This is a genomic window from Ectopseudomonas composti, assembly GCF_001567565.1.
In the GTDB taxonomy this organism is placed as follows: domain Bacteria; phylum Pseudomonadota; class Gammaproteobacteria; order Pseudomonadales; family Pseudomonadaceae; genus Aquipseudomonas; species Aquipseudomonas composti_A.
On record NZ_LSSW01000021.1, the window covers coordinates 81,022 to 106,030 of the forward strand.

General features: G+C 64.9%; 25 protein-coding genes. 13 read left to right on the top strand and 12 right to left on the bottom strand.

The annotated features are described in order from the left end of the window. Positions 1-24 precede the first annotated feature (24 nt). Positions 25-450 carry a VOC family protein gene (locus PCLY_RS07710; RefSeq protein WP_061238713.1) on the top strand — a complete coding sequence of 142 codons (426 nt, stop codon included), beginning with the start codon at positions 25-27 and terminating at the stop codon, positions 448-450. Here the strand turns inward: PCLY_RS07710 and PCLY_RS07715 are convergent. Continuing rightward, positions 447-1,172, bottom strand: a complete 726-nt coding sequence (locus PCLY_RS07715; protein WP_231740124.1) for a hypothetical protein — start codon at positions 1,170-1,172, stop codon at positions 447-449. The two genes, PCLY_RS07710 and PCLY_RS07715, sit on opposite strands and share 4 nt — an antisense overlap. 121 nt (positions 1,173-1,293) lie before the next feature. Beyond that, positions 1,294-4,176, bottom strand: coding sequence for an EAL domain-containing protein (locus tag PCLY_RS07720; RefSeq protein WP_061238714.1), 2,883 nt, complete (start codon positions 4,174-4,176; stop codon positions 1,294-1,296). A 291-nt stretch (positions 4,177-4,467) separates the two neighbouring features. On the opposite strand from PCLY_RS07720, the gene uvrD reads away from it, so the two are divergent. From uvrD to PCLY_RS07740, 4 genes are all read left to right on the top strand, one after another. Beyond that, positions 4,468-6,651, top strand: a complete 2,184-nt coding sequence (uvrD, locus tag PCLY_RS07725; RefSeq protein ID WP_061238715.1) for a DNA helicase II — start codon at positions 4,468-4,470, stop codon at positions 6,649-6,651. 26 nt (positions 6,652-6,677) lie between these two features. Further along, positions 6,678-7,772: a TRAP transporter substrate-binding protein gene (locus tag PCLY_RS07730; protein ID WP_061238716.1), complete on the top strand. Its 1,095-nt coding sequence runs from the start codon at positions 6,678-6,680 to the stop codon at positions 7,770-7,772. 154 nt (positions 7,773-7,926) lie between these two features. After that, a complete protein-coding gene (locus PCLY_RS07735) occupies positions 7,927-9,009 on the top strand; it encodes a TRAP transporter substrate-binding protein (RefSeq protein ID WP_061238717.1) in 1,083 nt (360 codons plus the stop codon). A gap of 167 nt (positions 9,010-9,176) precedes the next feature. Then, positions 9,177-10,031, top strand: a complete 855-nt coding sequence (locus PCLY_RS07740; RefSeq protein WP_061238718.1) for a Tim44 domain-containing protein — start codon at positions 9,177-9,179, stop codon at positions 10,029-10,031. Positions 10,032-10,116: 85 nt separating this feature from the next. Here the strand turns inward: PCLY_RS07740 and PCLY_RS07745 are convergent, their stop codons facing one another. Then, positions 10,117-10,584 (bottom strand): GNAT family N-acetyltransferase, encoded by a 468-nt coding sequence (locus PCLY_RS07745; RefSeq protein WP_061238719.1) that lies wholly within the window; start codon positions 10,582-10,584, stop codon positions 10,117-10,119. Positions 10,585-10,688: 104 nt separating this feature from the next. Here PCLY_RS07745 and PCLY_RS07750 point away from each other — a divergent pair, with 104 nt between their 5' ends. Next, the gene (locus tag PCLY_RS07750; protein WP_037005543.1) at positions 10,689-11,096 is read left to right on the top strand and encodes an SMI1/KNR4 family protein; all 408 of its coding nucleotides are present in this window, start codon (positions 10,689-10,691) and stop codon (positions 11,094-11,096) included. A 101-nt stretch (positions 11,097-11,197) separates the two neighbouring features. Here PCLY_RS07750 and PCLY_RS07755 read toward each other — a convergent pair whose 3' ends face one another. After that, positions 11,198-11,851 carry a GntR family transcriptional regulator gene (locus tag PCLY_RS07755; protein WP_061238720.1) on the bottom strand — a complete coding sequence of 218 codons (654 nt, stop codon included), beginning with the start codon at positions 11,849-11,851 and terminating at the stop codon, positions 11,198-11,200. 235 nt (positions 11,852-12,086) lie between these two features. On the opposite strand from PCLY_RS07755, the gene PCLY_RS07760 reads away from it, so the two are divergent. Then, positions 12,087-13,478 carry an aspartate aminotransferase family protein gene (locus PCLY_RS07760; RefSeq protein WP_061238721.1) on the top strand — a complete coding sequence of 464 codons (1,392 nt, stop codon included), beginning with the start codon at positions 12,087-12,089 and terminating at the stop codon, positions 13,476-13,478. Positions 13,479-13,569: 91 nt separating this feature from the next. After that, complete coding sequence (locus PCLY_RS07765) at positions 13,570-14,937, top strand: glutamine synthetase family protein (RefSeq protein WP_061238722.1); 1,368 nt, start codon at positions 13,570-13,572, stop codon at positions 14,935-14,937. Positions 14,938-14,979: 42 nt separating this feature from the next. Here the strand turns inward: PCLY_RS07765 and PCLY_RS07770 are convergent, their stop codons facing one another. Both PCLY_RS07770 and PCLY_RS07775 read right to left on the bottom strand, forming a co-directional pair. Then, the gene (locus PCLY_RS07770; protein ID WP_061238723.1) at positions 14,980-16,233 is read right to left on the bottom strand and encodes a hypothetical protein; all 1,254 of its coding nucleotides are present in this window, start codon (positions 16,231-16,233) and stop codon (positions 14,980-14,982) included. After that, a complete protein-coding gene (locus PCLY_RS07775) occupies positions 16,230-16,952 on the bottom strand; it encodes a tetratricopeptide repeat protein (RefSeq protein WP_061238724.1) in 723 nt (240 codons plus the stop codon). Before PCLY_RS07775 ends, PCLY_RS07770 begins: the two co-directional genes overlap by 4 nt. Positions 16,953-17,044: 92 nt before the next feature. On the opposite strand from PCLY_RS07775, the gene PCLY_RS07780 reads away from it, so the two are divergent. Then, positions 17,045-17,536, top strand: a complete 492-nt coding sequence (locus PCLY_RS07780; RefSeq protein ID WP_061238725.1) for an acyl-CoA thioesterase — start codon at positions 17,045-17,047, stop codon at positions 17,534-17,536. Between the two features lie 27 nt (positions 17,537-17,563). Here the strand turns inward: PCLY_RS07780 and PCLY_RS07785 are convergent, their stop codons facing one another. After that, positions 17,564-18,097, bottom strand: coding sequence for a TFIIB-type zinc ribbon-containing protein (locus PCLY_RS07785; protein ID WP_061238726.1), 534 nt, complete (start codon positions 18,095-18,097; stop codon positions 17,564-17,566). Between the two features lie 126 nt (positions 18,098-18,223). Between PCLY_RS07785 and PCLY_RS07790 the strand changes: the two genes are divergently transcribed. Further along, complete coding sequence (locus PCLY_RS07790) at positions 18,224-18,619, top strand: DUF3301 domain-containing protein (protein WP_061238727.1); 396 nt, start codon at positions 18,224-18,226, stop codon at positions 18,617-18,619. Between the two features lie 12 nt (positions 18,620-18,631). Here PCLY_RS07790 and PCLY_RS07795 read toward each other — a convergent pair whose 3' ends face one another. Together PCLY_RS07795 and PCLY_RS07800 are read right to left on the bottom strand one after the other, a co-directional pair. Beyond that, positions 18,632-19,510, bottom strand: a complete 879-nt coding sequence (locus tag PCLY_RS07795) for an alpha/beta fold hydrolase (protein WP_061238728.1) — start codon at positions 19,508-19,510, stop codon at positions 18,632-18,634. A 37-nt stretch (positions 19,511-19,547) separates the two neighbouring features. Beyond that, positions 19,548-20,528 (bottom strand): CobW family GTP-binding protein, encoded by a 981-nt coding sequence (locus PCLY_RS07800; protein ID WP_061238989.1) that lies wholly within the window; start codon positions 20,526-20,528, stop codon positions 19,548-19,550. 96 nt (positions 20,529-20,624) lie between these two features. Here PCLY_RS07800 and PCLY_RS07805 point away from each other — a divergent pair, with 96 nt between their 5' ends. After that, complete coding sequence (locus PCLY_RS07805; protein ID WP_061238729.1) at positions 20,625-20,975, top strand: hypothetical protein; 351 nt, start codon at positions 20,625-20,627, stop codon at positions 20,973-20,975. Positions 20,976-21,126: 151 nt separating this feature from the next. On the opposite strand, the gene PCLY_RS07810 is transcribed toward PCLY_RS07805, so the two are convergent. Genes PCLY_RS07810 through dksA form a run of 3 tightly spaced genes read right to left on the bottom strand, consistent with a single transcriptional unit; the run spans position 21,127 to position 23,415 of the window. After that, entirely contained in the window at positions 21,127-21,771 is a 645-nt protein-coding gene (locus PCLY_RS07810) for a DUF1826 domain-containing protein (RefSeq protein WP_061238730.1), read from the bottom strand. Then, the gene (zigA, locus tag PCLY_RS07815) at positions 21,771-22,976 is read right to left on the bottom strand and encodes a zinc metallochaperone GTPase ZigA (RefSeq protein ID WP_061238731.1); all 1,206 of its coding nucleotides are present in this window, start codon (positions 22,974-22,976) and stop codon (positions 21,771-21,773) included. Before zigA ends, PCLY_RS07810 begins: the two co-directional genes overlap by 1 nt. 16 nt (positions 22,977-22,992) lie before the next feature. Beyond that, positions 22,993-23,415: an RNA polymerase-binding protein DksA gene (gene dksA / locus PCLY_RS07820; protein ID WP_394326848.1), complete on the bottom strand. Its 423-nt coding sequence runs from the start codon at positions 23,413-23,415 to the stop codon at positions 22,993-22,995. A gap of 69 nt (positions 23,416-23,484) precedes the next feature. On the opposite strand from dksA, the gene folE2 reads away from it, so the two are divergent. Next, positions 23,485-24,381, top strand: coding sequence for a GTP cyclohydrolase FolE2 (gene folE2, locus PCLY_RS07825; protein ID WP_061238732.1), 897 nt, complete (start codon positions 23,485-23,487; stop codon positions 24,379-24,381). Positions 24,382-24,446: 65 nt separating this feature from the next. Continuing rightward, complete coding sequence (locus PCLY_RS07830) at positions 24,447-25,007, top strand: gamma carbonic anhydrase family protein (RefSeq protein ID WP_061238991.1); 561 nt, start codon at positions 24,447-24,449, stop codon at positions 25,005-25,007. Positions 25,008-25,009: the final 2 nt, after the last annotated feature.

Below are 25,009 nucleotides of genomic sequence, written 5' to 3' on the forward strand. Positions count from 1 at the left end.
GCTACCGACCTGAGGAGCCCGCACATGACACCGTCCCCCTTCCACCTGGCAATTCCCGTGTACGACCTGGCCGCCGCCCGGCATTTCTACGGCGAGGTGTTCGGCTGCGCCGAGGGTCGCAGCAGCGAGCACTGGGTCGACTTCGACTTCTTCGGCCACCAGTTGGTGATCCACGAGGCACCAAAGATGGCCTATCAGGAGTCGGCCGTGAGCAACCCGGTAGACGGCCACGACGTGCCGGTGCCGCACTTCGGCGTGGTGCTCGGCTGGGAGGCCTGGGAAGCGCTGGCCGAGCGCCTGCGCGGTCGCGAAACGCAGTTCGTCATCGAACCCTACGTGCGCTTCCAGGGCCAGGTCGGCGAGCAGGCCACCATGTTCCTCCTCGACCCCTGCGGCAACGCCCTGGAGTTCAAGGCGTTCAAGGATATCGGTCAGCTGTTCGCTCGCTAGGTCTGCGTAGGAGCCGGCTTGCCGGCGATCAGTGCTGGAGCGGCCGTAGCGGGCGCCTCCAGCCGCTCCGAAGCAGCCTGCAGACGTTCTGGCAGTAGCTCGCGCAGCCCGTCGTTGGCCTCCAGCAGCAGCGGCAACAACTCGTGCAGCAACGCCGGATCGAGGTGCGCGCAGACATCGGCCTGGCGTGGCAGCGCCAGGCCGCTCAACACGCGGGCGGAGATGGCCACATTGTCATCGGCCGCGGCGGCCTCGGTGAGCCGGCACAGGTAGCCCGTGGAAAAGCTGCGCAGGCTCTGCACGATCAGGTCGATGTCGACGATATGGCGAGCGATCTGCAGCACGTGGTCGGTGTCGTTGATGCCATAGATCAGCACCTTCACCTGCTTGGCCGACAGGCATTCGGCATAACGCGCGGCAGTGGCGAAGGCACCGATGGCGCAGAGTTGGCGTGCCACCTGCAGGTGCACGTCATCCGGCAGTGCCAGGTAGGTCTGCAGAATCATCTGCGGGTCGAGGTGGGTAGTGACCCGGGCGAGAAAGTCGATGGGCAGTTCGAGGATCAGCTCACGCAGTTGCGCCGGCGGCATGTGCGGCGACAGTTGCGCGGCCTGTTCGGGGCCGAGCTTCTGCACCAGCGCGGCCTTCACCGCCACCGGCGCCATGCTCTGCGAAGCCAGCAGCAAGCGCTGGGCCATGCTCAGGGACGGGGCTTTGGCCATCGGGTACTCCTTGTCGTGAGCGAGGCCAGCAGCATCGCGCAGTGGCCGTTATGGCACAGCCATCTTTGCGCCGGTCGCGTCCGCGCCCGGTTTCAGCGACTGGGTAGAGAAGAAACGCCGCTCAAGCCAGCGGGTTGTCGATCTGCGCCCGTAGCAGCTCGGCGAAGGCGCCCGCTTCCACCGGGCGGCTGATCAGGTAGCCCTGGATCTCGTCGCAGTTCTGACTCTTGAGGAAATCCATCTGCGCCTGGGTTTCCACGCCCTCGGCCACCACTTTCAGCTCCAGGCTGTGGGCCATGGCGATGATCGCGCGGGTGATCGCCGCATCCTCGCCACCAGGCGAGAGGTCACGGATGAAGGTCTGGTCGATCTTCACGTAATGCACCGGGAAGCGCTTGAGATAGCTGAGCGAGCTGTAGCCGGTGCCGAAGTCGTCGATCGCCAGCTTGACCCCCAGTTCGCGCAGCTGGCGGAAGGTGACGATGACACTGTCGACGTTGTCCAGCAGCTGGCTTTCGGTCAGTTCCAACTCCAGGTACTGCGGCGCCAGACCGGTCTCTTCCAGCACCTGACGGACCAGACTGGTGAGGTTGCCCTGACGCAGCTGATGCACCGAGATGTTCACCGACACGCGGATTTTCGCCAGCCCCTGGCGCTGCCATGCGCAGGCCTGCTGGCAGGCCTGGCGCAGCACGAACTCACCAATCGGCGCGATCAACCCGGTTTCTTCGGCCAGACCGATGAACTCGCTCGGCGCTATCATGCCGTGCTGCGGATGGCGCCAGCGCACCAGTGCTTCGGCGGCATTGAGCTGGTCGTCGGCCAGGTTCAGCTTGGGTTGGTAGAACACCTCAAGCTGGCCTTCGTCGATGGCCTTGCGCAGCTGGTTCTCCAGTTGCAGACGCTCCAGGGTGCAGGCCTGCAGGTTGTCGGTGAAGAACTGGAAGGTGTTGCCGCCTAGGTGCTTGGCGTGTTGCACGGCCATGTTGGCCTGACTGATCAATGCGCTGATCTCGCGCGCGTAGTCGGGCAGCAGGCTGATCCCCAGCGAGGCGCTGACCACCAGTTCGTGGCCGCCGACGGTCATCGGCACGCGCAGCTTGGCCAGCAGCCGGCTGGCCACCCGCGCCAGGCTGGACAGGCTGCCGTAGGCATCGAGGATGATGACGAATTCGTCGCCCGACAGCCGCGCGATGCAGTCGGCTTCCGGCACCGCCTGGGTCAGGCGGCGGCTCATCTGACGCAGCAGCTGGTCCGCCACTTCATGGCCGAGGCTGTCGTTGAGCAGCTTGAAACGGTCCAGATCGATATGTACCAGGGCGATGCTGCGGCCGCTCTGGCGCGCGCGCTGGCTGGCGTCGTGCAAGCGCTCCCGGAACAGGCTGCGGTTGGCCAGACCGGTCAGGTCGTCGTAATGCGACAGGTAACGCAGGCGCTCTTCGGCCTCGCGCCGTGCGGTCAGGTCGGCAAAGAAGCCGACAATTTGGCTGGGCCGGCCAGCCGCGTCGCGCACCAGGTTGAGCTGCAGCCACTGGGGGTAAAGCTCACCGCTCTTGCGCGTCTCGATCAGCTCACCCTGCCAGGTGCCACTGTTGTCCAGCTCCTGGCGGATCATCTGGTATTGCCTGCGCATCTCGCGGCTGCCGATCAGGCTGGTCACCGTGCGTCCGACCACTTCCTCGCTACTGTAGCCGGTGACTGCGCTGAACGCGCGATTGACCGCCAGCACGCGATAGTCGGGATCGAGAATGAAGATGCCTTCGCTGGCCGCCTCGAACACCGTTGCCGCCAGGCGCTGCTGCTGCTCCTGCTGGCGCCGCGCGCTGACGTCGCGCCGGGTGCCGAGCATGCGCAGCACGCGCCCCTCGGCGTCGCGCTCCACCGCCCGGCCACGGTCCTCGACCCAGACCCAGTGACCATCGGCATGGCGCACGCGGTATTCGATGTGGTAATCCTCGCTGCGCCCCTTCATGTGCGCCACCAGCGCCCGCCGCAATGCCGGCAGATCGTCCGGGTGCAGGCGCGGCGTCAGGTCACGCAGCATCACCTGCACCAGCTCGGGATCCAGGCCGAACAGCTCGCGCAGGTGCGAGTGATGCACCTGGTCGCTCTGCAGATCCCAGTCCCACAGTCCCAGCTCGCTGGCCTCCAGCGCCAGACTCAGGCGTGCCTGACTCTTGCCCAGGGCGTGGGTCGCTTCGTCCAGCTCCAGGGTGCGCTCGGCCACGCGCATTTCCAGTTCGCCGTGGGCACTGCGCAATTCGCGCTCGGCGCGGCGGCGCTGCTCGACCTCGCGCGCCAGCTCTTCGTTGAGGCCTTCGGCGCACTGCTTGGCATGTTCGAGATTGCTGATCAGCGCCAGGTTGTGGAAACGCTGTACCAGGCTGCGCTGCACCAGGCGATTGACCTGCCAGGCCACCACCAGCAAGGCGAGGAACAGAATCACACTGATCAGTCCCCAGCCGCGTTGCAGGGGATTGTCGCTGAGCAGCAAGAAGGCCGCCGACGGCAGCAAGCAGGGCAGTGCGAAGGTGAGGAAGGCGGACAGGCTGACGGCATAGGCCACGCTGGCCGAGAGAATCGCCGCGGCGATCAGCCCATAGACCAGCGCCTGCTGGTAGAACACATCGGCAGGCACCAGCACGATCACGGCGAAGGCCAGGGTCAGCCCGGATGCACCGGCGCCGAAGAGAAAGATGCGCCGCCAGTAGGGCTCGGCCTGCCGGCTGGGCAGCGCCTCGTTGAAGGCATTCACCTGGGTCAGGCGCAACAGCACCAGCAGGACCACCCAGCCCAGCCAGGCAGCGAGCATCGGTGCGCCCTGCTGATTCCACAGCAATAGGCTGCAGGCCAGGCCGACCAGCAGCATGAGCAATGTGGGCAGGCGTGAGCCCTGGAACAACAGACGGGTACGCTCGACGGCAATATCCGTGGCGAACTGACGTTCAGCCTGGTGCGGGTCCAGCGTCACCTCTTGAATTACGGCGCTAGTCGTGGCGGTCATAGGCGATTTTCTTGTAATGGTTGCCTAAGGGTCTGCGGGGCAAATATCGGCACCCTCAGCCCTGACGTCGCGGGAGAATACCCGAGACAGACGCGCTGCCCAACATGGATGTGGGCAATTTCACTGCTTGACACCCCACGCAGGGAGAGCGCCGGTAACCCATGATTGCCACCGGCCTGCCATCCGCGCATCTCCATGCCCTGATCTGCCATTCGTCGGTTGCGCCCTGGTGGTTTCGCCGCCACGAACCGGCGGTTTGCCCTCCCCTGTCCGGCCCCCTAGAATGCCGCGATGCAAAACGACCCCGAACTCCTCCTCGCTTCGCTCAACGACGCCCAGGTCCAGGCTGTGGCCGCTCCGCTCGGCCGCCAATTGGTGCTGGCCGGCGCCGGCTCCGGCAAGACCCGTGTGCTGGTGCACCGCATTGCCTTCCTGATCCAGGCAATGGGCGCTTCGCCTCATTCGATCCTGTCGGTGACCTTTACCAACAAGGCCGCCGCCGAGATGCGCCACCGCATCGAACAGATGCTCGGGCACAACCCGGCCGGCATGTGGGTCGGCACCTTCCACGGCCTGGCCCACCGCCTGCTGCGCGCGCACTGGCAGGAAGCCGGGCTGGCCGAGAACTTCCAGATCCTCGACTCCGATGATCAACAGCGCCTGATCAAGCGGGTGATCCGCGAGCTGGGCCTGGACGAACAGCGCTGGCCGGCCAAGCAGGCGCAGTGGTTCATCAACGGACAGAAGGACGAGGGCTTGCGCCCGGCGCACATCCAGGCCGGCGGCGACCTGTTCCTGGCTACCATGCGTGGCATCTACGAGGCCTACGAAGCGGCCTGCGCCCGCACCGGGGTGATCGACTTCTCCGAGCTGCTGCTGCGCGCGCTGGATCTGTGGCGCGACAAGCCGGGCCTGCTCGAACATTACCAGCGGCGCTTCCGCCATATCCTGGTCGATGAGTTCCAGGACACCAACGCCGTGCAGTACGCCTGGCTGCGGCTGCTGGCCAAGGGCGGCGACAGCCTGATGGTGGTCGGTGACGACGACCAGTCGATCTACGGCTGGCGCGGCGCACGTATCGAGAACATCCAGCAGTTCTCCAGCGACTTCGCCGATACCCAGGTGATCCGCCTGGAGCAGAACTACCGCTCCACGGCCGGCATCCTCAAGGCCGCCAACGCCCTGATCGCCAACAACAACGGGCGCCTCGGCAAAGAGCTGTGGACCGACGGCAGCGACGGCGAGCCGCTGGCCCTGTACGCCGCCTTCAACGAGCACGACGAAGCGCGCTACGTGGTCGAGACCATCGAGGACGCCCTGCGCAAGGACGGCCTCAAGCGCAGCGAGATCGCCATTCTCTACCGCTCCAACGCCCAGTCGCGGGTACTGGAAGAGGCGCTGCTGCGCGAAAAGATTCCCTACCGCATCTACGGCGGCCAGCGCTTCTTCGAACGCGCCGAGATCAAGAACGCCATGGCCTACCTGCGTCTGCTCGACGGGCGCGGTAACGACGCGGCGCTGGAGCGCATCGTCAACGTGCCGGCGCGCGGCATCGGCGAGAAAACCATCGAGACCATCCGCGAGTACGCCCGCGCGCATGACGTGCACATGTGGGAAGCGATCCGCCTGATGCTCGCGGGCAAGGTATTGCCAGGCCGTGCCTCGAGCGCCCTGAGCGGCTTCATCGAGCTGGTCGAGGGCCTGGCGCAAAAGGCACTGGCCATGCCGCTGCATCAGATGACTCAGGTGGTCATCGAGCAGAGCGGCTTGCTCGCCTATCACGAAGCGGAAAAGGGTGAGAAAGGCCAGGCTCGGGTGGAGAACCTCGAGGAACTGGTCAGCGCCGCACGCGCCTTCGAGAACGATGAGGACGAGGAGCTGAGCCCGCTGCAGGCCTTCCTCACCCACGCTTCGCTGGAGGCCGGGGATACCCAGGCCGCCGAGAACGAAGACAGCATCCAACTGATGACCCTGCACAGCGCCAAGGGCCTGGAATTCCCCCTGGTGTTCCTGGTTGGCATGGAGGAGGGTCTGTTCCCGCACAAGATGAGCCTGGAAGAACCGGGCCGACTGGAAGAAGAGCGCCGCCTGGCCTATGTCGGCATTACCCGTGCCATGCAGAAGCTGGTGATCAGCTACGCCGAAACCCGGCGTCTCTACGGTAGCGAGACCTACAACAAGGTGTCGCGCTTCGTCCGCGAAATCCCCGCACCGCTGATTCAGGAAGTACGCCTCTCCAACAGCGTCAGCCGCCCGGTGAGCACCAGTTCCATGGGTGGCAGCAGCCTGTTCGCCGGTAGCGCCGTACCGCAAACGCCCTTCAACCTGGGCCAACGCGTACGCCACAGCCTGTTCGGCGAGGGCACCATCCTCAACTTCGAGGGTGCCGGCGCCCAGGCGCGGGTCCAAGTGAATTTCGAAAACGAAGGCAGCAAGTGGCTGATGCTGGCGTACGCCAAGCTGGAAGCCTGTTAGAACCTACCGTATCTGGAGAAACATCGATGAATCGCCGCAACCTGTTCGGCGCCGCCCTGGCAGTGATCGCCGCCATCGGCCTGGTTGGCTGCAAAGAAGACAAGCCTGCCAGCGAGCAAGCCGCCGCCAAGCCGGCAGAAACCATCCACTGGAAGATGGTCACCTCCTGGCCGAAGAACTTCCCCGGCCTGGGCACCGCTGCCGAACGCCTGGCCGAACGCATCAACGCCATGAGCGCCGGGCGCCTGACCGTCAAGGTCTACGCCGCTGGCGAGCTGGTACCGGCGCTGGAGGTGTTCGACGCCGTCTCCCGTGGCACCGCCGAAATGGGCCACGGCACGCCGTACTACTGGAAAGGCAAGGTTCCGGCTGCGCAGTTCTTCAGCAGCGTACCGTTCGGCCTCTCCACCCTGGAGATGAACGCCTGGCTCAGCCATGGCGGTGGCCAGGCGCTGTGGGACGAAACCTACGCACCCTACGGCGTCAAACCGCTGTCCGCTGGCAACACCACCATGCAGATGGCCGGCTGGTTCAACAAGGAAATCAACAGCCTGGATGACATCAAGGGCCTGAAGATCCGCATGCCGGGCCTCGGCGGCGAAGTCTGGAGCAAGCTCGGTGCTATCACCGTCAACCTGCCTGGCGGTGAGATCTTCACCTCGCTGCAGACCGGCGCCATCGACGCCACCGACTGGGTCGGCCCCTACAACGACCTGGCCTTCGGCCTGCACAAGGCAGCCAAGTTCTACTACTACCCGGGCTGGCAGGAGCCGCAGGCGGTGGTCGAGTCGATGGTCAACCAGAAGGCCTTCGACGCACTGCCGGCCGACCTGCAGGCCATTGTCGTCGAGGCCGCGCGCGCCGCGACCCTGGACATGATGGACGACTACGTATTCAACAACGCCAAGGCGCTGCAAAGCCTCAAGGCCGAAGGCGTGCAGCTCAAGCGCCTGCCGGACGAGGTGCTGCAGGCCATGCGTGAGCAATCCAGCGTGGTGCTCGAGTCCCTGGCCGCGGAAAACGATCTCAACGGCCGCATCTGGGCCTCGCAGAAAGCCTTCCTCGAACAAGCCAGCGCCATGCAATCGCTGACCGAGAAAGAGCTGTACAACTGGCGTTGAGCCGCTCGTTCCCCTCTCCCATTCATGGGAGAGGGACCGGGGGAGAGGGCTGAGATAGCGCGAAAGCCTTAACCTCTCCTGTCGTTACGCAGCCAGATGACACTGCAGCGAATGGCATTGGGTTCTGGCCCCGTTTTTCTTAGAGATCCTGCCCATGCATCTTCGCTCTCTGCTGCTTCTGCCCCTGCTCGCCTTCGGCCTGATCGGCTGCAAGGACGATTCAGCTCCCGCCAACCAGGCCGCCGCGCCTACGCAAAGCTTCCACTGGAAGATGGTCACCACCTGGCCGAAGAACGCCCCGGGTACCGGCACCGCCGCCGAACGCCTGGCAGAGCGAATCAACGCCATGAGCGCCGGGCGCCTGACCATCAAGGTCTACGCCGCTGGCGAACTGGTACCGGCGCTGGAGGTGTTCGACGCCGTTTCCCGCGGCACCGCCGAACTGGGCCACGGCACGCCGTATTACTGGAAGGGCAAGGTGCCGGCTGCGCAGTTCTTCGGCGCCGTGCCGTTCGGCCTGTCGACCCTGGAGATGAACGCCTGGCTCAGCCATGGCGGTGGCCAGGCGCTGTGGGACGAAGCTTATGCGCCCTTCGGCCTCAAGCCGCTGACCGCCGGCAACAGCACCATGCAGATGGGCGGCTGGTTCAACAAGGAAATCAACAGCCTGGATGACATCAAGGGCCTGAAGATCCGCATGCCGGGCATCGGCGGCGAAGTCTGGAGCCGGCTCGGGGCCACCACCGTGGTGTTGCCGGGCGGCGAAATCTTCACCGCGCTGCAGACCGGTGCCATCGATGCCACCGACTGGGTCAGCCCCTACAACGACCTGGCCTTCGGCCTGCAAAAAGCCGCCAAGTATTACTACTACCCGGGCTGGCAGGAGCCGCAGTCGGTGCTGGAACTGCTGATCAACCAGAAGGCCTTCGACGCCCTGCCGGCCGATCTGCAAGCCATCGTCACCGAGGCCGCGCGCGCCTCGACCCTGGACATGATGGACGACTACGTGTTCAACAACGCCCTGGCCCTGGACGAACTGAAGAAAAGCGGCACCCAGCTCAAGCGCTTCCCCGATCCGGTGCTGCAGGCCATGCAGCACGAGACCGAACAGGTACTCGGCGAGCTGGCCGCGCAAAGCGAGCTCAACGGCCGTATCTGGGCCTCGATGAAAGCCTTCCAGGCGCTGGCCACCTCGATGCAGGCGCTATCGGAAAAAGAGCTGTACGACTGGCGCTGAATGAGCGGAGCCTCAGGCTCCGTTTGTCGCTCGGGCAATACGGCGGGATTGATCCGCGCCGGGTCTGCCGTCCCCCAGGCAAAAGCAAGAAACATTCTGTCACTGGCCATGCCCACCCTTGCCGGGCAAGATGCCGCCCAAGCTTTTCCAAAAGAGAGAAAACCGTGATGCAGCGTTTCCTCAGTATCGCCATGGTTCTGTGCCTGGCACTGACCTTCAGCTTCGAAGCCCACGCCAAGCGTTTTGGCGGTGGCAAATCCTTCGGCTCCGCACCCAGCCACCAGTCCCGCCAGGCTGCGCCGCAATCGCAACCGGCCGCCGCTGCGCCCGCCGCAGGTCGTCAACCCGCTGCCGCCAGCGGCGCTTCGCGCTGGCTCGGCCCGCTGGCCGGTCTGGCCGCCGGTGGCCTGCTGGCCTCGATGTTCATGGGTGATGGTTTCGAAGGCCTGCAAATCATGGACATGCTGATCTTCGGCCTGATCGCCTTCCTGCTGTTCCGCTTCCTCGCCGCCCGTCGCGCTCGCCAACAGCCGCAAATGGCCGCTGCCGGTGCGCCTTACCAGCGTGAGATGCCGAACGCCGAAAACGCTCCGGCCGCTGGCAGCAACATCTTCGGCGGTCGCCTGGCTACGGCCGCTCCGGTGATCAACGCCCCGGCCTGGTTCAACGAGCAGAGCTTCCTGGCCGCTGGCCGTGAGCACTTCATGAACCTGCAGCAGCACTGGGACGCGAACGAGATGGAGAAGATCGCCGAGTTCGTCACCCCGCAACTGCTGGACTTCCTCAAGCGCGAGCGCGCCGAACTGGGTGACGGCTTCCAGTCCACCTACGTCGACAACCTCGACGTGCAACTCGACGGTGTCGACGACAACGCCGAGAAGACCATCGCCACCCTGACCTTCAGCGGTGTGTCGAAGACCTCGCGCTTCGACCAGGGCGAGCCGTTCAGCGAAAGCTGGCGCCTGGAGCGCGCTCAGGGCGACAACCAGCCCTGGCTGATCGCAGGCATTCGCCAGAACTGATCGCTACTGCGCACAAAAAACCCGGGCTTGCCCGGGTTTTTCGTTTAAGCGCTCGCATGCTATCGCGGCTGAAGCCGCTCCTACATCACGATGGATCAGCCGCCCGGCGCATGCCGATATGCGGGATGTCGTCCTCCAGGTACACCTCGGTCACTGCCACGAACCCATAACGCCCGTAGTAGCCCTGCAAGTGCGCCTGTGCCGACAGATACACCGGCACACCCGGCCAACGCTGACGGCACTCGACCAGCGCCTGCTCCATCAGCCTGTGGCCAAGGCCAGTACCGCGCCCCCGCTCGGCGATCACCACGCGGCCAATCACCACCTCGCCGTCCATGCGCTGCGGGTCGAGCAGGCGCAGATAGCCGAGCAACCCAGACGCGTCGCGCGCCAGCAGGTGACAGGTGTCACCTGCCAGGTCCTGACCATCGGTTTCCAGATAGGGACAGTTCTGCTCGACCACGAACACCTGGGTGCGCAGGGCCAGCAGCTCATAAAGGGTGGCCGTGTCGAGCGCACTATGGTGCAGGCAGTGCCAAGAAACAGAGGACATGAATGGGCTCCGCAAAAGCGCCAGTATGCAGTGACGACGACATGTTTTCATTCTGCCGGCCAGCTACTGTATAAAGCCGATCCCCCTGATGAGGAGCCAACGCCGTGGAAGAAGTCATCGAACAGCTGCGTGAACTCAACGAGCCGGTACCGGTACCGCTGGAGCTGCCGGAAGAAGAGACCCTGGTGGAGATTCAGGAGCAGATCCTAATCCACCTGCCCTTCGAGCTGCGTGAATACCTGCTCAAAGTCAGCGACGTGGTGTACGGCCGCCTGGAGCCGGTGACCGCCAGCGATCCGCAATCGCACACCTACCTGCCCGAAGTCGCTTCGGTGGCCTGGGATCTCGGCCTGCCGCGCGATCTGGTGCCGCTGTGCCAGGACGGCCGCGACTACTACGCCGTGGACGTGGAAGGTCAGGTCTGGCTATGGGACGGCGACGAAGGCGAGCTGACCGACGAAAGCTGGGACTCGGTCTGGCACTGGTGCCGCGACGTCTGGCTGGAAAGCTGAGCGGCGTCGCCGCTAAGGCGCCTCCCACAGTTGGCGGTCACACGTGACGCCGTGGGAGGGGCTTCAGCCGCGACCGGCACAGCACATCAGCTAACCCCGGCTCACACCTCGCCCTGCTCCAGCGCCAGCAGGTTGAGCAGAAAGCGCGCGAAGTACAGCAGGTCCTGCTCCATTGCCTGACGCGCGCCCTTGGCGTCACCGGCCTCGATGGCGGCGAAGGCGTCTTCATGAAAATCGTTGAGCCGCAGCGACAGATCGGCCTCGGTGAACAGACGATTGAAGAAAGGGCCGATCTGCAGCCATAGCGACTCGATCGAACGCAGCAGCACCGGGTTGCCGCAGGCGCCATACAGATACAGGTGGAACTGGCTGTTGGCGTTGAGGTAGTCCTGCACCTGACGCTGTTCGATGGCCGCGTCCATGCGCTTCACACAGTCACGCAGCAGGGCCAGGTCGTCGCGACTCAGACGTGGGGTGGCCAGCTCCACTGCCAACCCCTCCAGCGCCAGGCGCACCTGAAAAATACTTTCGTAGCGTTCGCGAGTCATCGCGGGAACTCGCACCGAACGCTGCTGCTCACCCTCGAGCGCGCCCTCGGCCACCAGCCGCTGCAGGGCCGCGCGAACCGGCATCGGGCTGGTGCCCCATTCGGCCGCCAGATCGCGGATCTTCAAGGCCTGCCCCGGCCGAAAGTGGCCGGCCAGCAGGCCCTTGCGAATTCGTTGGTATAGCTGTTCCTGCAGATTGTCGCTCATGGTTTCAACGTCCTTGTGGCGGTGCAGGAAGCTGGGACAGGGTGAGCAGGCATTCGCGCATGATGTTCTCCAGAGGGGCGCCTGATGACGAAGGTGGTGATATCCACCCGATCAAATCGTTATTCTGTGATCACAGAACAGGGGAAATACTAACGTATTCTAAGTATAACGAGATAGCTTGTAATTTCTGTGATCACAAAATACCATGTGTGGAAATTCGAACGAGGTGTTCAAAATGACTGCCAGTGGCATCGCCCCAACCGCCGTGGAAACCTTCGCTGCCCGTGAACGGGCCCGCTTTCTCGAACGCAATCCAAAGTCGGTAGCACTGGCCGAACGCGCCCGTCACTCGCTGTACGGCGGCGTGCCGATGCACTGGATGGCCGACTGGTCGACTCCGGTGCCCCTGTTCGTCGAGCGGGCCAAGGGCGCGCGCTTCTTCGATGTCGACGGTCATGAGTACATCGACTTCTGCCTGGGCGACACCGGCACCATGTTCGGCCACTCGCCCGACCCGGTGGCTCGCGCCCTCGCCGAGCAAGCGAACAACGGCCTGACCACCATGCTGCCAGGCGAGGACGCTGTGGTCTGCGGTGAACTGCTGGCCCAGCGCTTCGGCCTGCCTTACTGGCAGGTGACCGCTACCGCCACCGACTCCAACCGCTATGTGCTGCGCTGGGCGCGCGCCATTACCGGCCGCAAGACCCTGCTGGTATTCGACGGCTGCTACCACGGCACCGTCGACGACGTGATGGTGCGCAATCGTGACGGCCAGACCATGCACCGCTCCGGCCTGGTCGGCCAGGCCTACGACCTGACCGAGCACAGCCGCGCCATTCCCTTCAACGATGTCGAAGCCCTGGAAGCCGCGCTGGCTCAGGGCGACGTCTGCGCCCTGCTCTGCGAGCCGGCGATGACCAATATCGGCATGGTCCTGCCCGATCCGGGCTTCATGCAGAAATGCCGCGAACTCACGCGCAAGTACGGCAGCCTGCTGATCATCGACGAAACCCACACCATCTCCACCGATATCGGCGGCTGCACCCGGCTGTGGGACCTCGACCCGGACTTCTTTGTGGTCGGCAAGCCCATCGCCGGTGGTGTGCCATGCGGCATCTTCGGTTGCAGTGCGGCCATGGCCGACGGCATGAACCAGGCGCGCCAGCGCGCCAGCGAAGAAAGCCACGGTCACGGCCACAGCGGCATGGGCACCACACTGTCGGCCAACGCCCTGGCCATGCACTGCATGCGCGCCAACCTGGAGCAGGTGATGACCCAGGCGGCGTACGACCACATGCTGCCCCTGGCGGCGCGCCTGGCCGATGGCTTCCGCCAGTTGATCGGCAAGCACGGGCTGAACTGGTCGGTGACCGAGCTGGGCGCGCGCTGCGAATTTCAGTTCTGCGCCACCTCGCCGCGTACCGGCGCCGAGGCCGAAGCGGCCTTCCACGACGAGCTGCAGATGGCCCTGCACCTGTACCTGATCAACCGCGGCATCCTGATCACGCCGTTCCACAACATGACCCTGTGCTGCCCGAGCACCACGACCGAGGATGTGGACAAACTGGTCGCCATGCTCGATCAGGCCCTCACCGAGCTGCTGGCCATTCCCGGCGCCCGCGAGTAATCCTCGTGGGAGGCGCTTCAGCGGCGACAATCGCGGCTGAAGCCCCTCCCACAGGATGAACTGCGCCCCACGACCTTTTGCGAGAACCACCATGCAATTCGCCAACCCCCAAGAAGCGCACGACTTCCTCGAACGCCACCCCGAGGTACGCAGCATCGAGCTGATGCTGATCGACGCCAACGGCATCCCGCGCGGCAAGCTGCTGCATCGCGACGAACTGCTGGCGATTTACGAAAATGGCCGGCCGCTGCCCAGTTCCATCCTGTCTCTGACCATCCAGGGCGAGGACGTCGAAGCAAGCGGCCTGGTCTGGGAAGTGGCCGATGCCGACTGCTGGACCTACCCGCTGCCCGGCAGCCTGACCCTGCAACCCTGGCGCGCGGTACCCACCGGCCAGCTGCAGGTGAGCATGCACCCGACCCAGGGTCTGCCAGCCACGCCGGGTGACCCGCGCCATGTACTGGTGCGCGCCGTCGAGGCACTCAAGGCCGATGGTTACCACCCGGTAATGGCAGTGGAACTGGAGTTCTACCTGCTGGACAAGCAACGCGACGCCAATGGCCGCCCGCAACCAGCCGTGCAGATGAACGGCGTGCGCCCAGAGGCGCCGCAGGTGTATGGCGTGTATGAACTGGAACAGGTGCAGCCGTTCCTCGACGACCTCTATGCCGCCTGCGAGGCGCAGGGCCTGCCGGTACGCACGGCGATCTCCGAATATGCGCCCGGCCAGCTGGAACTGACCCTGGAACACCGTTTCGACGCGCTGCAGGCCGTGGATGAAGGCGTGCGCTACAAGCGCCTGGTCAAGGGCGTGGCCAACAAACATGGCTTGCAGGCCTGCTTCATGGCCAAGCCGTTCGGCGACCTGGCCGGCAACGGCATGCACATGCACGTGTCACTGGCCGATGCCGAGGGCAACAACCTGATGGCCAGCGAAGACCCGCAGGGTACGCCGCTGCTGCGCCATGCCATCGGTGGCATGATGGCCACGCTCAACGACGCCCTGGCGATCTTCTGCCCCAACGCCAACTCCTTCCGCCGCTTCCAGGCCAACAGCTACGCGCCGTTGGCCAAGAGCTGGGGGGTGAACAACCGCACCGTGTCGTTCCGCGTACCCGGCGGGCCGGCCAAGAGCCGCCACGTCGAGCACCGTATCTGCGGTGCCGACGCCAACCCTTACCTGGCTGCTGCGGCGATTCTCGCCGGCATCCACAAGGGCATCCGCGAGCAGATCGATCCCGGCCAGGCTATCGTCGGCAACGGCTACGAGCAGGCCCGCGAGACCCTGCCCACCGACTGGCTGACCGCCCTGCGCAACCTGGAACAATCGAGCTGGGCGCGCGAAGCGCTGGGCGAGGACTTCCTCAAGGTGTTCCTGGCGATCAAGTGGGCCGAGTTCCGCCAGTTCATGGGTGAAGTGGGTGAGCAGGACTGGCGCTGGTACCTGAATCACGCCTGAGCCGGGCGGGTGGATGAAAAAGCGTCATCCACCCCACATCGCTCACAGTGGCAGACAACGCGCGCCGTCACCCTCGCGCAGGGGACCGGCAAAACACAGCTGGCCCCGCTCATCGAGCTGCGCCGGCTGCCCCGGGTAGTAGGGATTGTCGAAGGCGCGCAACTGTTCGGCACTAGGACTACCTTCCGACAGTTGCGCCAGCCCCTGCAACAGTCGGCGCAGGGCTTCGAGGTCTTGCACACGCAGGGCGTAGTCACGGAAGTCCTGTATGGCAAGACCGAGCAGCACGTTACCCACCGGATTGCGCCGACTCTTCTGCCACTGAGGGTCAGGCAATTGCTGGACCTCACGGGCAAACTCCGCAGGCGGCAGCTGCGACAGCTCAGCCATCGGCTGATAGAACGTCACGCCGGCATTGATGCTCATCTGTGGACGCAGACCCCACCGCAGCATCAGCCACTCGCCCAAGCTGTTCTCCGCCTTGGGCAGCGCCTCGAAAAGTAACGCCATCCCCTGAAACTCATGCTGCAACGGCTTCAGCAAGCTGCGTTCGGCTTCATCGAATGCAGGCACGCTGCTCGGTGCGGGCATCAGCCCCTGGCGATAGAGCACGGCCTGCCAGCGCATATTGCGATCGACCATACGCGCCATGATCATCTTCGCTATCAGCGTATCGGCGCGGCGCAGTTGCCCTCGCAACAGGTGCAGCTCCTCATCGAGACGCGCCCGAACCTGCTCACCTTCCCCCGCCTTAGCGGCCTTGAGCAGTTGCAGAGTCAGCAGCTGCTGGCCACTCACGAGGTAACGGTGCGGCGGCAACGGGGCAACGATGCTGGCCTCCAGCAGAGTGCGGTAGTCATCGAGCTGGAGAAACTGCCAGTAGCGCTCGCGCAGAAGACGCTGCTCATCCGTCTCGACCCAGCCAGACACCCCACTCAGCAACGTCGTCAGACAGTCCTCTTTTTCTATCGCACAGAACAAGGGGCCCTGCGGTAAAGCCAGGGTGGCAACCACCGGCTCGGTAAAGCCTTCATCCATCGGGCCGTGACTACTGCGCCAGCTGCGATATGCCTGCAGGCGCTCGGCACCCAGCGCCTCTGGCGCCTGTCCAGGAGCGGCATCCAGACCATTGAGAAACACATAGGCCCGACTCTGCCTCTTATCCACCTGTGCTTGTTCCAGCCAGGCCTGCGCGTCGGCACTGAGCGGCTCATCCTGCAGCCAGGCGCTAGCGCCGGCCAGCAACGTCAGCACCAGGATCCCGCCACCAAACAGAGCGGCACGACGCAGATTCACGGACGCACCTGCGCATCGACCTTGATGTACCTACCATCCACGCTGATACCCATACCGCCATAGTCCTGGCAGCCATCGCCATATACCTCCTGCACGCGCAGCTCGATGCCCTCACGCAGCAGCTGCACCGCACAGTCGCGGCCCAGGCCGGCATCCTCCAGGCGCATCTGCACGCCGTCGCCGACCAGCTTGCCGTCCAGCTCGCCAATCGCGGCCGGGCCGTATTGCTCGACCCTGGCACCGACGCGCACGGGCGCGAAACTGGCGAGATAACCACCATTACCGTCCTCGCTGATCAGCAATTCGCTCCATACCGCCTGACCGCTGTAGCGCAGGTAGCGACCCACGGGGTAAGTGCTCAGCGCCGGATAATCCAGCGCCTCGGAGACCTTGCGCAGATGCAGGCGAGTCGAAGAGCCGTTGAGGTGGTTATCCAGCGCCACGCCCAGCCAGGCGCGGGCCATGCCCGCATCGCCAGCGCGCAAATTGGCCAGGATCAGGTTATTCAGCGCCAGCTCCAACTGTGCCGTGTCACCATCATCGACGCGTCGTAACTGACGTTCGAATGCCTCGATGGCCTGCTCAAAGCGGCCGTCCTGATAAGCCTCGGTACCAATCTGGTTGCACTGCACCACGGTGGCGCATTCCTCGGCGGCCTGTACGGCACCGACGAACCCCAGCAACAGCGGTAGAAACAGCGATTTCGAGCGGATGAGCATAAATAGCATCCTTGCAGTAGTAAGTTTGAATCTTGCATGCACCTGGCCGGCAGGCCTTACTCTCATAAGCCCCACACGTAATCGGAGCAACGATGGAAGCCGGAACAGCGCAACTGACGATGACCGTACTGATGACACCGGACATGGCCAATTTCTCCGGCAATGTTCACGGCGGCACGCTGCTCAAGTACCTCGATGAAGTGGCCTACGCCTGCGCCAGTCGCTATGCCGGCTGCTACACGGTAACCCTGTCGGTGGACCAAGTGATGTTCCTCGAGCCGGTGTATGTCGGCGAACTGGTCACCTTCCTCGCCTCGGTCAACCACACCGGGCGCACCTCCATGGAAATCGGCATCAAGGTGATCACCGAGAACATCCGCGAGCGCTCGGTACGCCACACCAACAGCTGCTTCTTCACCATGGTCGCGGTCGATCATCAGGGCCGCTCGGTGCCGGTGCCGGAACTCCAGCCAACCACCCAGGAAGGCCTGCGCCGCCAGCGCCAGGCCAAGCAGCGCCGGCAGATTCGCAAAGAACTGCAACAGCGCTATCAGGCGCTGAGCGAGGAGAAGCACCGGCCCTAGGCACGAAAGTGGCGCCCGGCATGCCCTTCAGTCGTGACCGATGTAGAACAGCAGCTCGCGCCGCTGCGGATGATCCTTGAGCCAGGCGCGGATCTCGTCGGCGCGGGCGATGGCCTCGTCACCGGCGATGCGACTGAAGCGCTCGCGCCGTGCCTGTTCGCTGGCCTCCTGACGCACCTGGCGCTGCCAGGCGTCGGTGAAGATCGCCGGCATGCGCTGGCTCAGCTCCAGGGCCTTGAGCAGTTGCCATTCGCCGCTGTCCAGCCAGGCTTCGTCGCAGGTGCCGCACAGGTCCAGGCGATTGGCGCGGGTACCGCTGATCTGGAACTTGCTCATCAGCTTGGCGCACTTGGGGCAGCTCAGGGCATGGCTGGTTTCGCCGGCTTCGGCTTCAGCCGCCAGGGCTGCTGGCGTTTCCTGCGCCGGCTGGCGTTCGGCCCAGTCGCGGTAGTGCAACAGGCTGACCAGCGTGCCTGCGCATTGCGGGCAGCCATGGCCGAGCAGGCCATCTTCGAGTTTTGCCGGTTGCAGGCGGCTGGTGCGGCAGGCAGGGCAATGCATGATGCTGACATCCTTTTCAGAGTTGAGTGGGCGAACGCTAGTGCAGAGCCGACGCACGGGCAAGTGGCTATGCTGAGAACTGCGAGGTAGATAGGCTAAGCTCTGCCTCCCGGAGTCGGAGTCACCATGATCAACCTGTTCGATGTCTTCCTGCTGATGCTGTTCGCCACTGCATGCGCCTGGCTATGGCGCGGTCATGGCATTCGCGAGCGCGCCCTGCAACTGGCCAAACAGCACTGCGCCAAGCTCGACGTGGAGCTACTCGACGGCGCCGTGGCGTTGCACCGCCTGGCCATCCAGCGCGATGGCAAGGGGCATCGACGCCTGGCTCGGCTGTATGACTTCGAATTCACTGTCACGGGTGAACAGCGCCTGCGCGGACACATCAGCATGTTCGGCCCGCACCTCGGCCGCATCGAACTGGAGCCTCACCCGGTGCTGGAGCCGCAACCCGAGCCGGTTGCGGTGCAGCACCCGGGTAACGTCATCCACCTCGAAGACTGGCGGCGCAAGGCGCAGTAAAGTCCGCCCCACTCAGCCCCGCTGCAGCAGGAAATCGGCCACGCGCTCGGCGCTGTCGGCCGGCTGCTCCTGCATGAAGCAGTGCCCACCCGGCACCACCTGACTGCGTACGTGCGCGTTACTCGCGCACCAGCGCGCTACCGACCTGGCGACGAAGGGGTAGGTGTGCGAGCCGTGAATCACCTCGGTCGGCGTCGTCACCCTGGCCAGCGACGGCCACAGGCGCCGCGGGTAGGAGCCGAAGATATCCGCCTCACGGCTGGGCCGGCACTTGAGTTCGACACCCTCCTCGACGTCCTTCAGCGCATGCTCGATATAGGCGTCGAACGCCGCCTCGTCCCAGCCCCGGAACATACCGCGGCCATGCAGCGCGGCATGTGCACTGGCGCGATCCGGCCACTGTCGGCGGCGCTTCTGGGCCCTCTTGGCCAGGCCGGTGCGCTGCGCCAGGCCAACCACGTCGGACAACGCCATCACCCCGATCATCGCCGGGCCGAACAGCACCGGGTCGAGCAGCACGGCGCGGCGGAACAGCTGGGGATGGCGCGCCAGGATCAGGCTGCTGAGTACGCCGCCAAAGCTGTGGCCGAGGGCGTAGCGCGGCACGTCGCCGAACGGCCCACGCAAGGTCTCGAAGGCCTCCACCGCCAGCTCGGCGCTGCGGTTCCAGCCATGGAAGCGACCACCGTGATCACTGTCGCCGTGACCCTGCACATCGCACAGCCAGAGGTCGAAGTCCTCGGCCAACAGCGCTAGCAGCGGCGTGTAGACGCGCCCGCAATAACCGTTGCCATGCAGAAAGTGCAGCAGCGGCTTGCCCGATGGTGGCGTATGCCAACCGCGCAGGGTGAAGCCGGCAGAGGTGTCGTGAGACCAGGGCAGCAATTGCATGGGGGTTATCCACAGCGAGGAGCGCGCGGCGAGTTTATCAGCCGGCAGCGGGGATTCGGCAGATTGCGAAGGCGGCGCTCAGGCCGGCGGCGTCCTGCGCCTGATCGAAGATCAGCTCCAGCCGCGAGTCCTTGCGCCACTCGCTCGGCCCCCAGGCCGGTAGCGCTGGCCCCTGCAGGGCGTTCAGCGCACGCCAGCCCTCGACGCCCTGCAAGACGGCCTTGGCTCGGCGCCAATCCAGGCCCTGCAACCACTGGCTGACCTGCTCAAGATCGAAGCGCTGGCTCGGGTGCCAGCGCCAGCCAATGCTCCAGCCTTCGGGCTGTTCCTGTACCTGACAGATCGGCTCGGCGACGTTGCGCCAGATCTGCGCCAGGCCCGGTGCGGTCGCGGGTAACTCGGGCGTCATCATCTCGATGGGCGAAGCCTGCGCCGCCAGCCCCGGCAGCAGCGCCAGATCGAGCCGGCCCTGCTCGGTCCAGTGCAGCGGCACCGGAGGCAGGTTCGCGGCAATCCGCGCCCGGCTCGCAGCGTCCAGGGATTCGGCCTTGTTCAACAGCAACAGCCCGGCCTCATCCAACGCCTGGCGCTGCACATCCGGCAACGGCTGCCCTGCCGCCAGCGCAGCGGCATCGAGCACCAGCAGCGCCGGTTGCACGGCCAACACGCCACGCCAGGGTGGCTGGCGCAGTTGCGCCAGCAGCTGCGCCGGATGCCCCAGACCGGACGGCTCGATCAGCAGGCGGTCGGGCCTGGCCTTGCGCAGCAGGCGCCCAAGGCCGACCTGAAACGGCGCGCCATTGACGCAGCACAGGCAGCCGCCAGCCACTTCGGCCAGAGCGATGCCGTCCTCGCCCTGCTCGAGCAAGGCAGCGTCCAGGCCTATCTGGCCGAATTCATTGATCAGCACCGCCCAGCGCTCGTGCGCCGGTTTCTGCGCCAGCAGGTGGCGAATCAGGCTGGTCTTGCCGGCGCCCAACGGGCCAGCGATGAGGTGAGTGGGAATTTGACTGAGCATGCGTCCATGGTCGGTGGTTTGCGCGGCGAGTGCCAGCACAGACTACGCCGCGACGGCGTGCTAGATTCGCCGGCAGTTTTTTCTGGAGCCGACAAGATGCGTGCATGGTTGTTGCTGTTCTCTCTGCTACCCGGCATGGCCTTGGCCGAAGCCTGCATCGTGCATAGCCAGGCCGAACGCCTGGACGTGAAGGTCTGCCAGGAGAATCGCAACATTCCCGCCACGCTGTTCCGCGACGGCTTCTGCCAGCCGCAACTGCAGGGACAGACGGTCGAGGTGGAGTTCGTCGAGCAATGCCCGAAGGGCGCCTACGGCGTCTGCCAGAACGCACGGGCCGGCAGCAACCTGTATCTGCAGGACATCCACTACTACGGCGTGGCCAGCGACGCGTTGTACCTGGAGCCGGCCTGCAGCACTCAGTACCAGGGCACCTGGATAAAACCCTGACATCAAAGCGTCACCAAACAAGCGCCTAATGACTGCGGGTACCTCACATGACCCTCATGTCGAGTCACTCCTCGACATGATCTCTTGGTGCTTAAGGCCGGCGCAGCTGCTCCGGCCTATTTTTTTACCATGCAGCAGGCTGAACGCGGCCTCAGGCCAGCCAATCCAGGGTCAGCAGCAAACGCCGCTCGCCGGCCGGCGGCTGCGGCGAGCGATGGATCAGACCGCGCCCTTCGTTGCCCTGCCATTTTTCCCCTTTGGCCAATGCCACATGGCCAGTGCCCAGACGCTGGATCGACGCCTCATCCTGCGGCTCTGCGCCCGGCTGACCGAGCCTGCTGCGCGGCATGCCCCCCTCCTTCAGCCAGTCACTGCCGACACCGGCGTAGCTGGTGATCAGCCGCAGCGGCACGTGATCGACGTGAAAGCGCGGGCACATGGCCTTGTCCAGCGCACGCAGACGTAAACCGATGCGTTGGGCATCGAGCAGGCAAGCATAGGCGCGCACCAACCAGGCCACGTCGGCGAGAAAGGCCGCCTGCCCCGGCAGATCGGCGTACTGCGCCACCAGGCCATCGAGGTTCGGCTCACTGTCCGCGCGCGGCAGCTCCAGAGTGATGGACTGCGCCAGCGGCTCACCTTGCGCCAGCAGCGCGGCGGCGAAATCGGCGATCTGCGCCGGCAGGCGGCGCTGCCAGACGGCCAGATTGACGCCGTCGTGCAGCACCTCACCGAGCACCTGAATGTCCTCGCCCAGCACCTGCCGGGCCAGGTTTGGCAACTGCAGGGCGAACATCAGGCGGCCTCCTGCTGCCAGGCGCCGAACGGGTCCGCCAGCAGGCGCCAGGCCTCCGGGCCACCAGCCATTTCCTCGTCGCTCAGCAGGCAGTCGTCGAGCTCACGCACCAGGCGCGCGAAATCGATGTTCTGGCCGATGAACACCAGCTCCTGGCGGCAATCGCCGACCTCGGCGCTCCAGTGCTGCATGATCGCCTGCAGACCTTCCTCGTCCTGCGGCCAGTGCTGCTTGGGCACGAAGCGCCACCAGCGCCCCGCCAGGCCATGGCGCATCAGGCCGCCAGCTTGCGACCAACTGCCGGCCTCCTGGTACTTGCTGGCCAGCCAGAAGAAGCCCTTGGAGCGCAGCAGGCGACCGTTGCGCCACTCCTGCGAGAGGAAGTCGAAGAAGCGCTGCGGATGGAACGGCCGGCGCGCCCGGTAAGCGCTGGAGGCGATGCCGTATTCCTCGGTCTCCGGCACGTGCTCGCCGCGCAGCTCCTTGAGCCAGCCCGGCGCCTGCGAGGCTCGGTCGAAGTCGAAGCGACCGGTATCGAGGATCTTGTCCAGGGCGATGCGGCCCATGCTCATGGCCTGAATATCGGCGTGGGTATTGAGGCCACGCAGAATCGCCATCAGCTCCTCGCGCTCGGCCTGGCTGATCAGGTCGATCTTGCTGATCAGAATGACGTCGGCGAACTCCACCTGCTCGATCAGCAGGTCGGTGATCGAACGCTCGTCCTCCTCGCCGAGTGTTTCGCCACGGCTGGCCAGGCTGTCGGCCTCATGAAAGTCGCGCAGGAAGTTCACCCCGTCGACCACCGTGACCATGGTGTCGAGCCGCGCCAGATCGGACAGGCTGCGGCCCTGCTCGTCGCGGAAGGTAAAGGTTTCAGCCACCGGCAGCGGCTCGCTGATGCCGGTGGACTCGATAAGCAGGTAGTCGAAGCGGCCATCGCTGGCCAGGCGCGCGACTTCTTCGAGCAGGTCTTCGCGCAGGGTGCAGCAGATGCAGCCGTTGCTCATCTCCACCAGCTTCTCTTCGGCGCGGTTGAGGCTGACGTCACGCTGCACTTCGCTGCCGTCGATGTTGATTTCGCTCATATCGTTGACGATCACCGCGACCCTGAGGCCGTCGCGGTTCTTCAGCACATGGTTGAGCAGGGTGCTCTTGCCGGCGCCGAGAAAGCCGGACAGCACGGTAACGGGTAGACGCGGGTTCATGGAGTGTTCCTCGTTTTCAGTCACGGTCACGCTGGTGTTTTTCACGCTGCTCCTGACGCTCCTTGGCTTCGATGCACAGGGTCGCGGTCGGGCGCAGCAGCAGGCGCTTGAGGCCGATGGCTTCGCCGGTCTCGGCGCACCAGCCGTATTCGCCACGCGCCAGGCGTTCGAGCGCCTGGTCGATCTTGTCCAGCAGCTTCTTTTCCCGCTCCAGCAGGCGCAGCTGCCACTGCCGCTGCTCCTCGGCGGCGCCTATGTCGGCCACGTCGCTGCTGGTGTCGGGCTCACGCAGTTGGGTGAATTCGTCGTCGATGCGTGCCTGCAATTCGGCACGCTGGGTCAGCAGCAGCTCACGGAAGAAGCGCTGCTGAGCGTCGTTCATATAGTCATCGGCTGGCTGGGTGAGCAGCTCGGCTTGGCTCAGGGCTGTATCGGTCATGGCTTCGTCTGAATAACTTTAATTGTTATAACATAACATTTATTATCACCAGCAACCTACGGATACGCAATGAACGAAATGACCCTGCCCGATATCGCCGCTCAGCCCACCCACCATGAACTCAGCCTGGACTGGGTGGGAATGGCCGGTATCGCCCTGCCCGTTCGTCTGCTCGACAGCCCCGTAGGTGCCCGTCTCGATATCGGCGTCAGCCTCGATGACCCCGGTGCCCGAGGCATTCACATGTCGCGCCTGTACCTGGCGGCGCAGCGGCTGGCACACCAGAAGCTGGACGTTGCCGCCCTGCAGCAGGTGCTCGACGAATGCCTCGGCAGCCACCAGCAGCTCTCCGACAGCGCCAGCCTGAGCCTGTATGGCGACGTCGTGCTGCAACGCCCCGCACTGGTCAGCCCGCTGCATGGCTGGAAACCCTACCCCTTCGAGATCCACGCCCGCCAGGACGGCCGCGGCCTGAGCCTCGAGCTACAGGTCGAAGTCACCTACTCGTCCACCTGCCCCTGCTCTGCCGCACTCGCGCGCCAGCTGATCCAGCAGCGCTTTGCCGAGGACTTTGCCGAAGATCAGGTGGACCGCCGACAACTGCATGACTGGCTGGGCTCGACCCAAGGCATCGTGGCGACGCCGCATAGCCAGCGCAGCAGCGCCATCCTGCAGATACGCCTAGATGCCGACACGGTGCAGTTGCCGCTGCTGGAGCTGGTGGATACGGCCGAACTGGCGCTGGGCACCGCCGTACAGACAGCCGTCAAACGGGCCGACGAGCAGGCCTTCGCTCTGGCCAACGGGCAGAACCTGATGTTCTGCGAGGACGCCGCACGACGCCTGCACCGCGCCTTGCGTCAGCTGCCGCAGGCACAGGCGTTTCGCATCAAGGTGGTACATGGCGAAAGCCTGCATGCCCACGACGCCGTGGCCACCAGTCGCTGGAACTGGAACCAGCCATGATCAGCCCGCGCCGCTGGCGCCGGCAGCAAGGCCGGCGCCTGCCACCCAACGCTCAAGGAGCCTGCATGATCCGCAAGAACCCCTCCGGCCATCTGCCGCTGATCGCCGAATCGGCCTACGTCGACAAGACCGCGATCATCTGCGGCAAGGTGATCATTCACGACAACGTCTTCGTCGGTCCCTACGCAGTGATTCGCGCCGATGAAGTGGACGCCAGCGGCGACATGCAGCCCATCGTCATCGGTGCCAACTCCAACATCCAGGACGGCGTGGTGATCCACTCCAAGTCCGGCGCAGCGGTAACCATCGGCGAGCACACCTCCATCGCCCATCGCTCGATCATCCATGGCCCGTGCTCGGTGGGCGATCGCGTGTTCATCGGCTTTAACAGCGTGTTGTTCAATTGCGCCGTCGGCGACGGCTGCGTGGTACGGCACAACGCCGTGGTCGACGGCTGCGACCTGCCTCCGGGCTTCCACGTCACTTCGACCCAGCGCATCGGGCCGCAGACCGACCTCGCCAGCCTGCCGCGCGTAAGCGTATCGGCCAGCGAATTCTCGGAAGACGTGGCGCGCACCAATATCGACCTGGTACGCGGCTACAAGGCCCTGCAGAACGAGTTCTGAAC

Excerpts from the sequence above, each read along its gene's own strand:
- PCLY_RS07710 (WP_061238713.1), top strand. The coding sequence starts at position 25 with ATGACACCGTCCCCCTTCCACCTGGCAATTCCCGTGTACGACCTGGCC.
- PCLY_RS07715 (WP_231740124.1), bottom strand. The coding sequence starts at position 1,172 with ATGGCCAAAGCCCCGTCCCTGAGCATGGCCCAGCGCTTGCTGCTGGCT.
- PCLY_RS07720 (WP_061238714.1), bottom strand. The coding sequence starts at position 4,176 with ATGACCGCCACGACTAGCGCCGTAATTCAAGAGGTGACGCTGGACCCG.
- uvrD (WP_061238715.1), top strand. The coding sequence starts at position 4,468 with ATGCAAAACGACCCCGAACTCCTCCTCGCTTCGCTCAACGACGCCCAG.
- PCLY_RS07730 (WP_061238716.1), top strand. The coding sequence starts at position 6,678 with ATGAATCGCCGCAACCTGTTCGGCGCCGCCCTGGCAGTGATCGCCGCC.
- PCLY_RS07735 (WP_061238717.1), top strand. The coding sequence starts at position 7,927 with ATGCATCTTCGCTCTCTGCTGCTTCTGCCCCTGCTCGCCTTCGGCCTG.
- PCLY_RS07740 (WP_061238718.1), top strand. The coding sequence starts at position 9,177 with ATGCAGCGTTTCCTCAGTATCGCCATGGTTCTGTGCCTGGCACTGACC.
- PCLY_RS07745 (WP_061238719.1), bottom strand. The coding sequence starts at position 10,584 with ATGTCCTCTGTTTCTTGGCACTGCCTGCACCATAGTGCGCTCGACACG.
- PCLY_RS07755 (WP_061238720.1), bottom strand. The coding sequence starts at position 11,851 with ATGAGCGACAATCTGCAGGAACAGCTATACCAACGAATTCGCAAGGGC.
- PCLY_RS07760 (WP_061238721.1), top strand. The coding sequence starts at position 12,087 with ATGACTGCCAGTGGCATCGCCCCAACCGCCGTGGAAACCTTCGCTGCC.
- PCLY_RS07765 (WP_061238722.1), top strand. The coding sequence starts at position 13,570 with ATGCAATTCGCCAACCCCCAAGAAGCGCACGACTTCCTCGAACGCCAC.
- PCLY_RS07775 (WP_061238724.1), bottom strand. The coding sequence starts at position 16,952 with ATGCTCATCCGCTCGAAATCGCTGTTTCTACCGCTGTTGCTGGGGTTC.
- PCLY_RS07780 (WP_061238725.1), top strand. The coding sequence starts at position 17,045 with ATGGAAGCCGGAACAGCGCAACTGACGATGACCGTACTGATGACACCG.
- PCLY_RS07785 (WP_061238726.1), bottom strand. The coding sequence starts at position 18,097 with ATGCATTGCCCTGCCTGCCGCACCAGCCGCCTGCAACCGGCAAAACTC.
- PCLY_RS07790 (WP_061238727.1), top strand. The coding sequence starts at position 18,224 with ATGATCAACCTGTTCGATGTCTTCCTGCTGATGCTGTTCGCCACTGCA.
- PCLY_RS07795 (WP_061238728.1), bottom strand. The coding sequence starts at position 19,510 with ATGCAATTGCTGCCCTGGTCTCACGACACCTCTGCCGGCTTCACCCTG.
- PCLY_RS07800 (WP_061238989.1), bottom strand. The coding sequence starts at position 20,528 with ATGCTCAGTCAAATTCCCACTCACCTCATCGCTGGCCCGTTGGGCGCC.
- PCLY_RS07805 (WP_061238729.1), top strand. The coding sequence starts at position 20,625 with ATGCGTGCATGGTTGTTGCTGTTCTCTCTGCTACCCGGCATGGCCTTG.
- PCLY_RS07810 (WP_061238730.1), bottom strand. The coding sequence starts at position 21,771 with ATGTTCGCCCTGCAGTTGCCAAACCTGGCCCGGCAGGTGCTGGGCGAG.
- zigA (WP_061238731.1), bottom strand. The coding sequence starts at position 22,976 with ATGAACCCGCGTCTACCCGTTACCGTGCTGTCCGGCTTTCTCGGCGCC.
- dksA (WP_394326848.1), bottom strand. The coding sequence starts at position 23,415 with ATGACCGATACAGCCCTGAGCCAAGCCGAGCTGCTCACCCAGCCAGCC.
- folE2 (WP_061238732.1), top strand. The coding sequence starts at position 23,485 with ATGAACGAAATGACCCTGCCCGATATCGCCGCTCAGCCCACCCACCAT.
- PCLY_RS07830 (WP_061238991.1), top strand. The coding sequence starts at position 24,447 with ATGATCCGCAAGAACCCCTCCGGCCATCTGCCGCTGATCGCCGAATCG.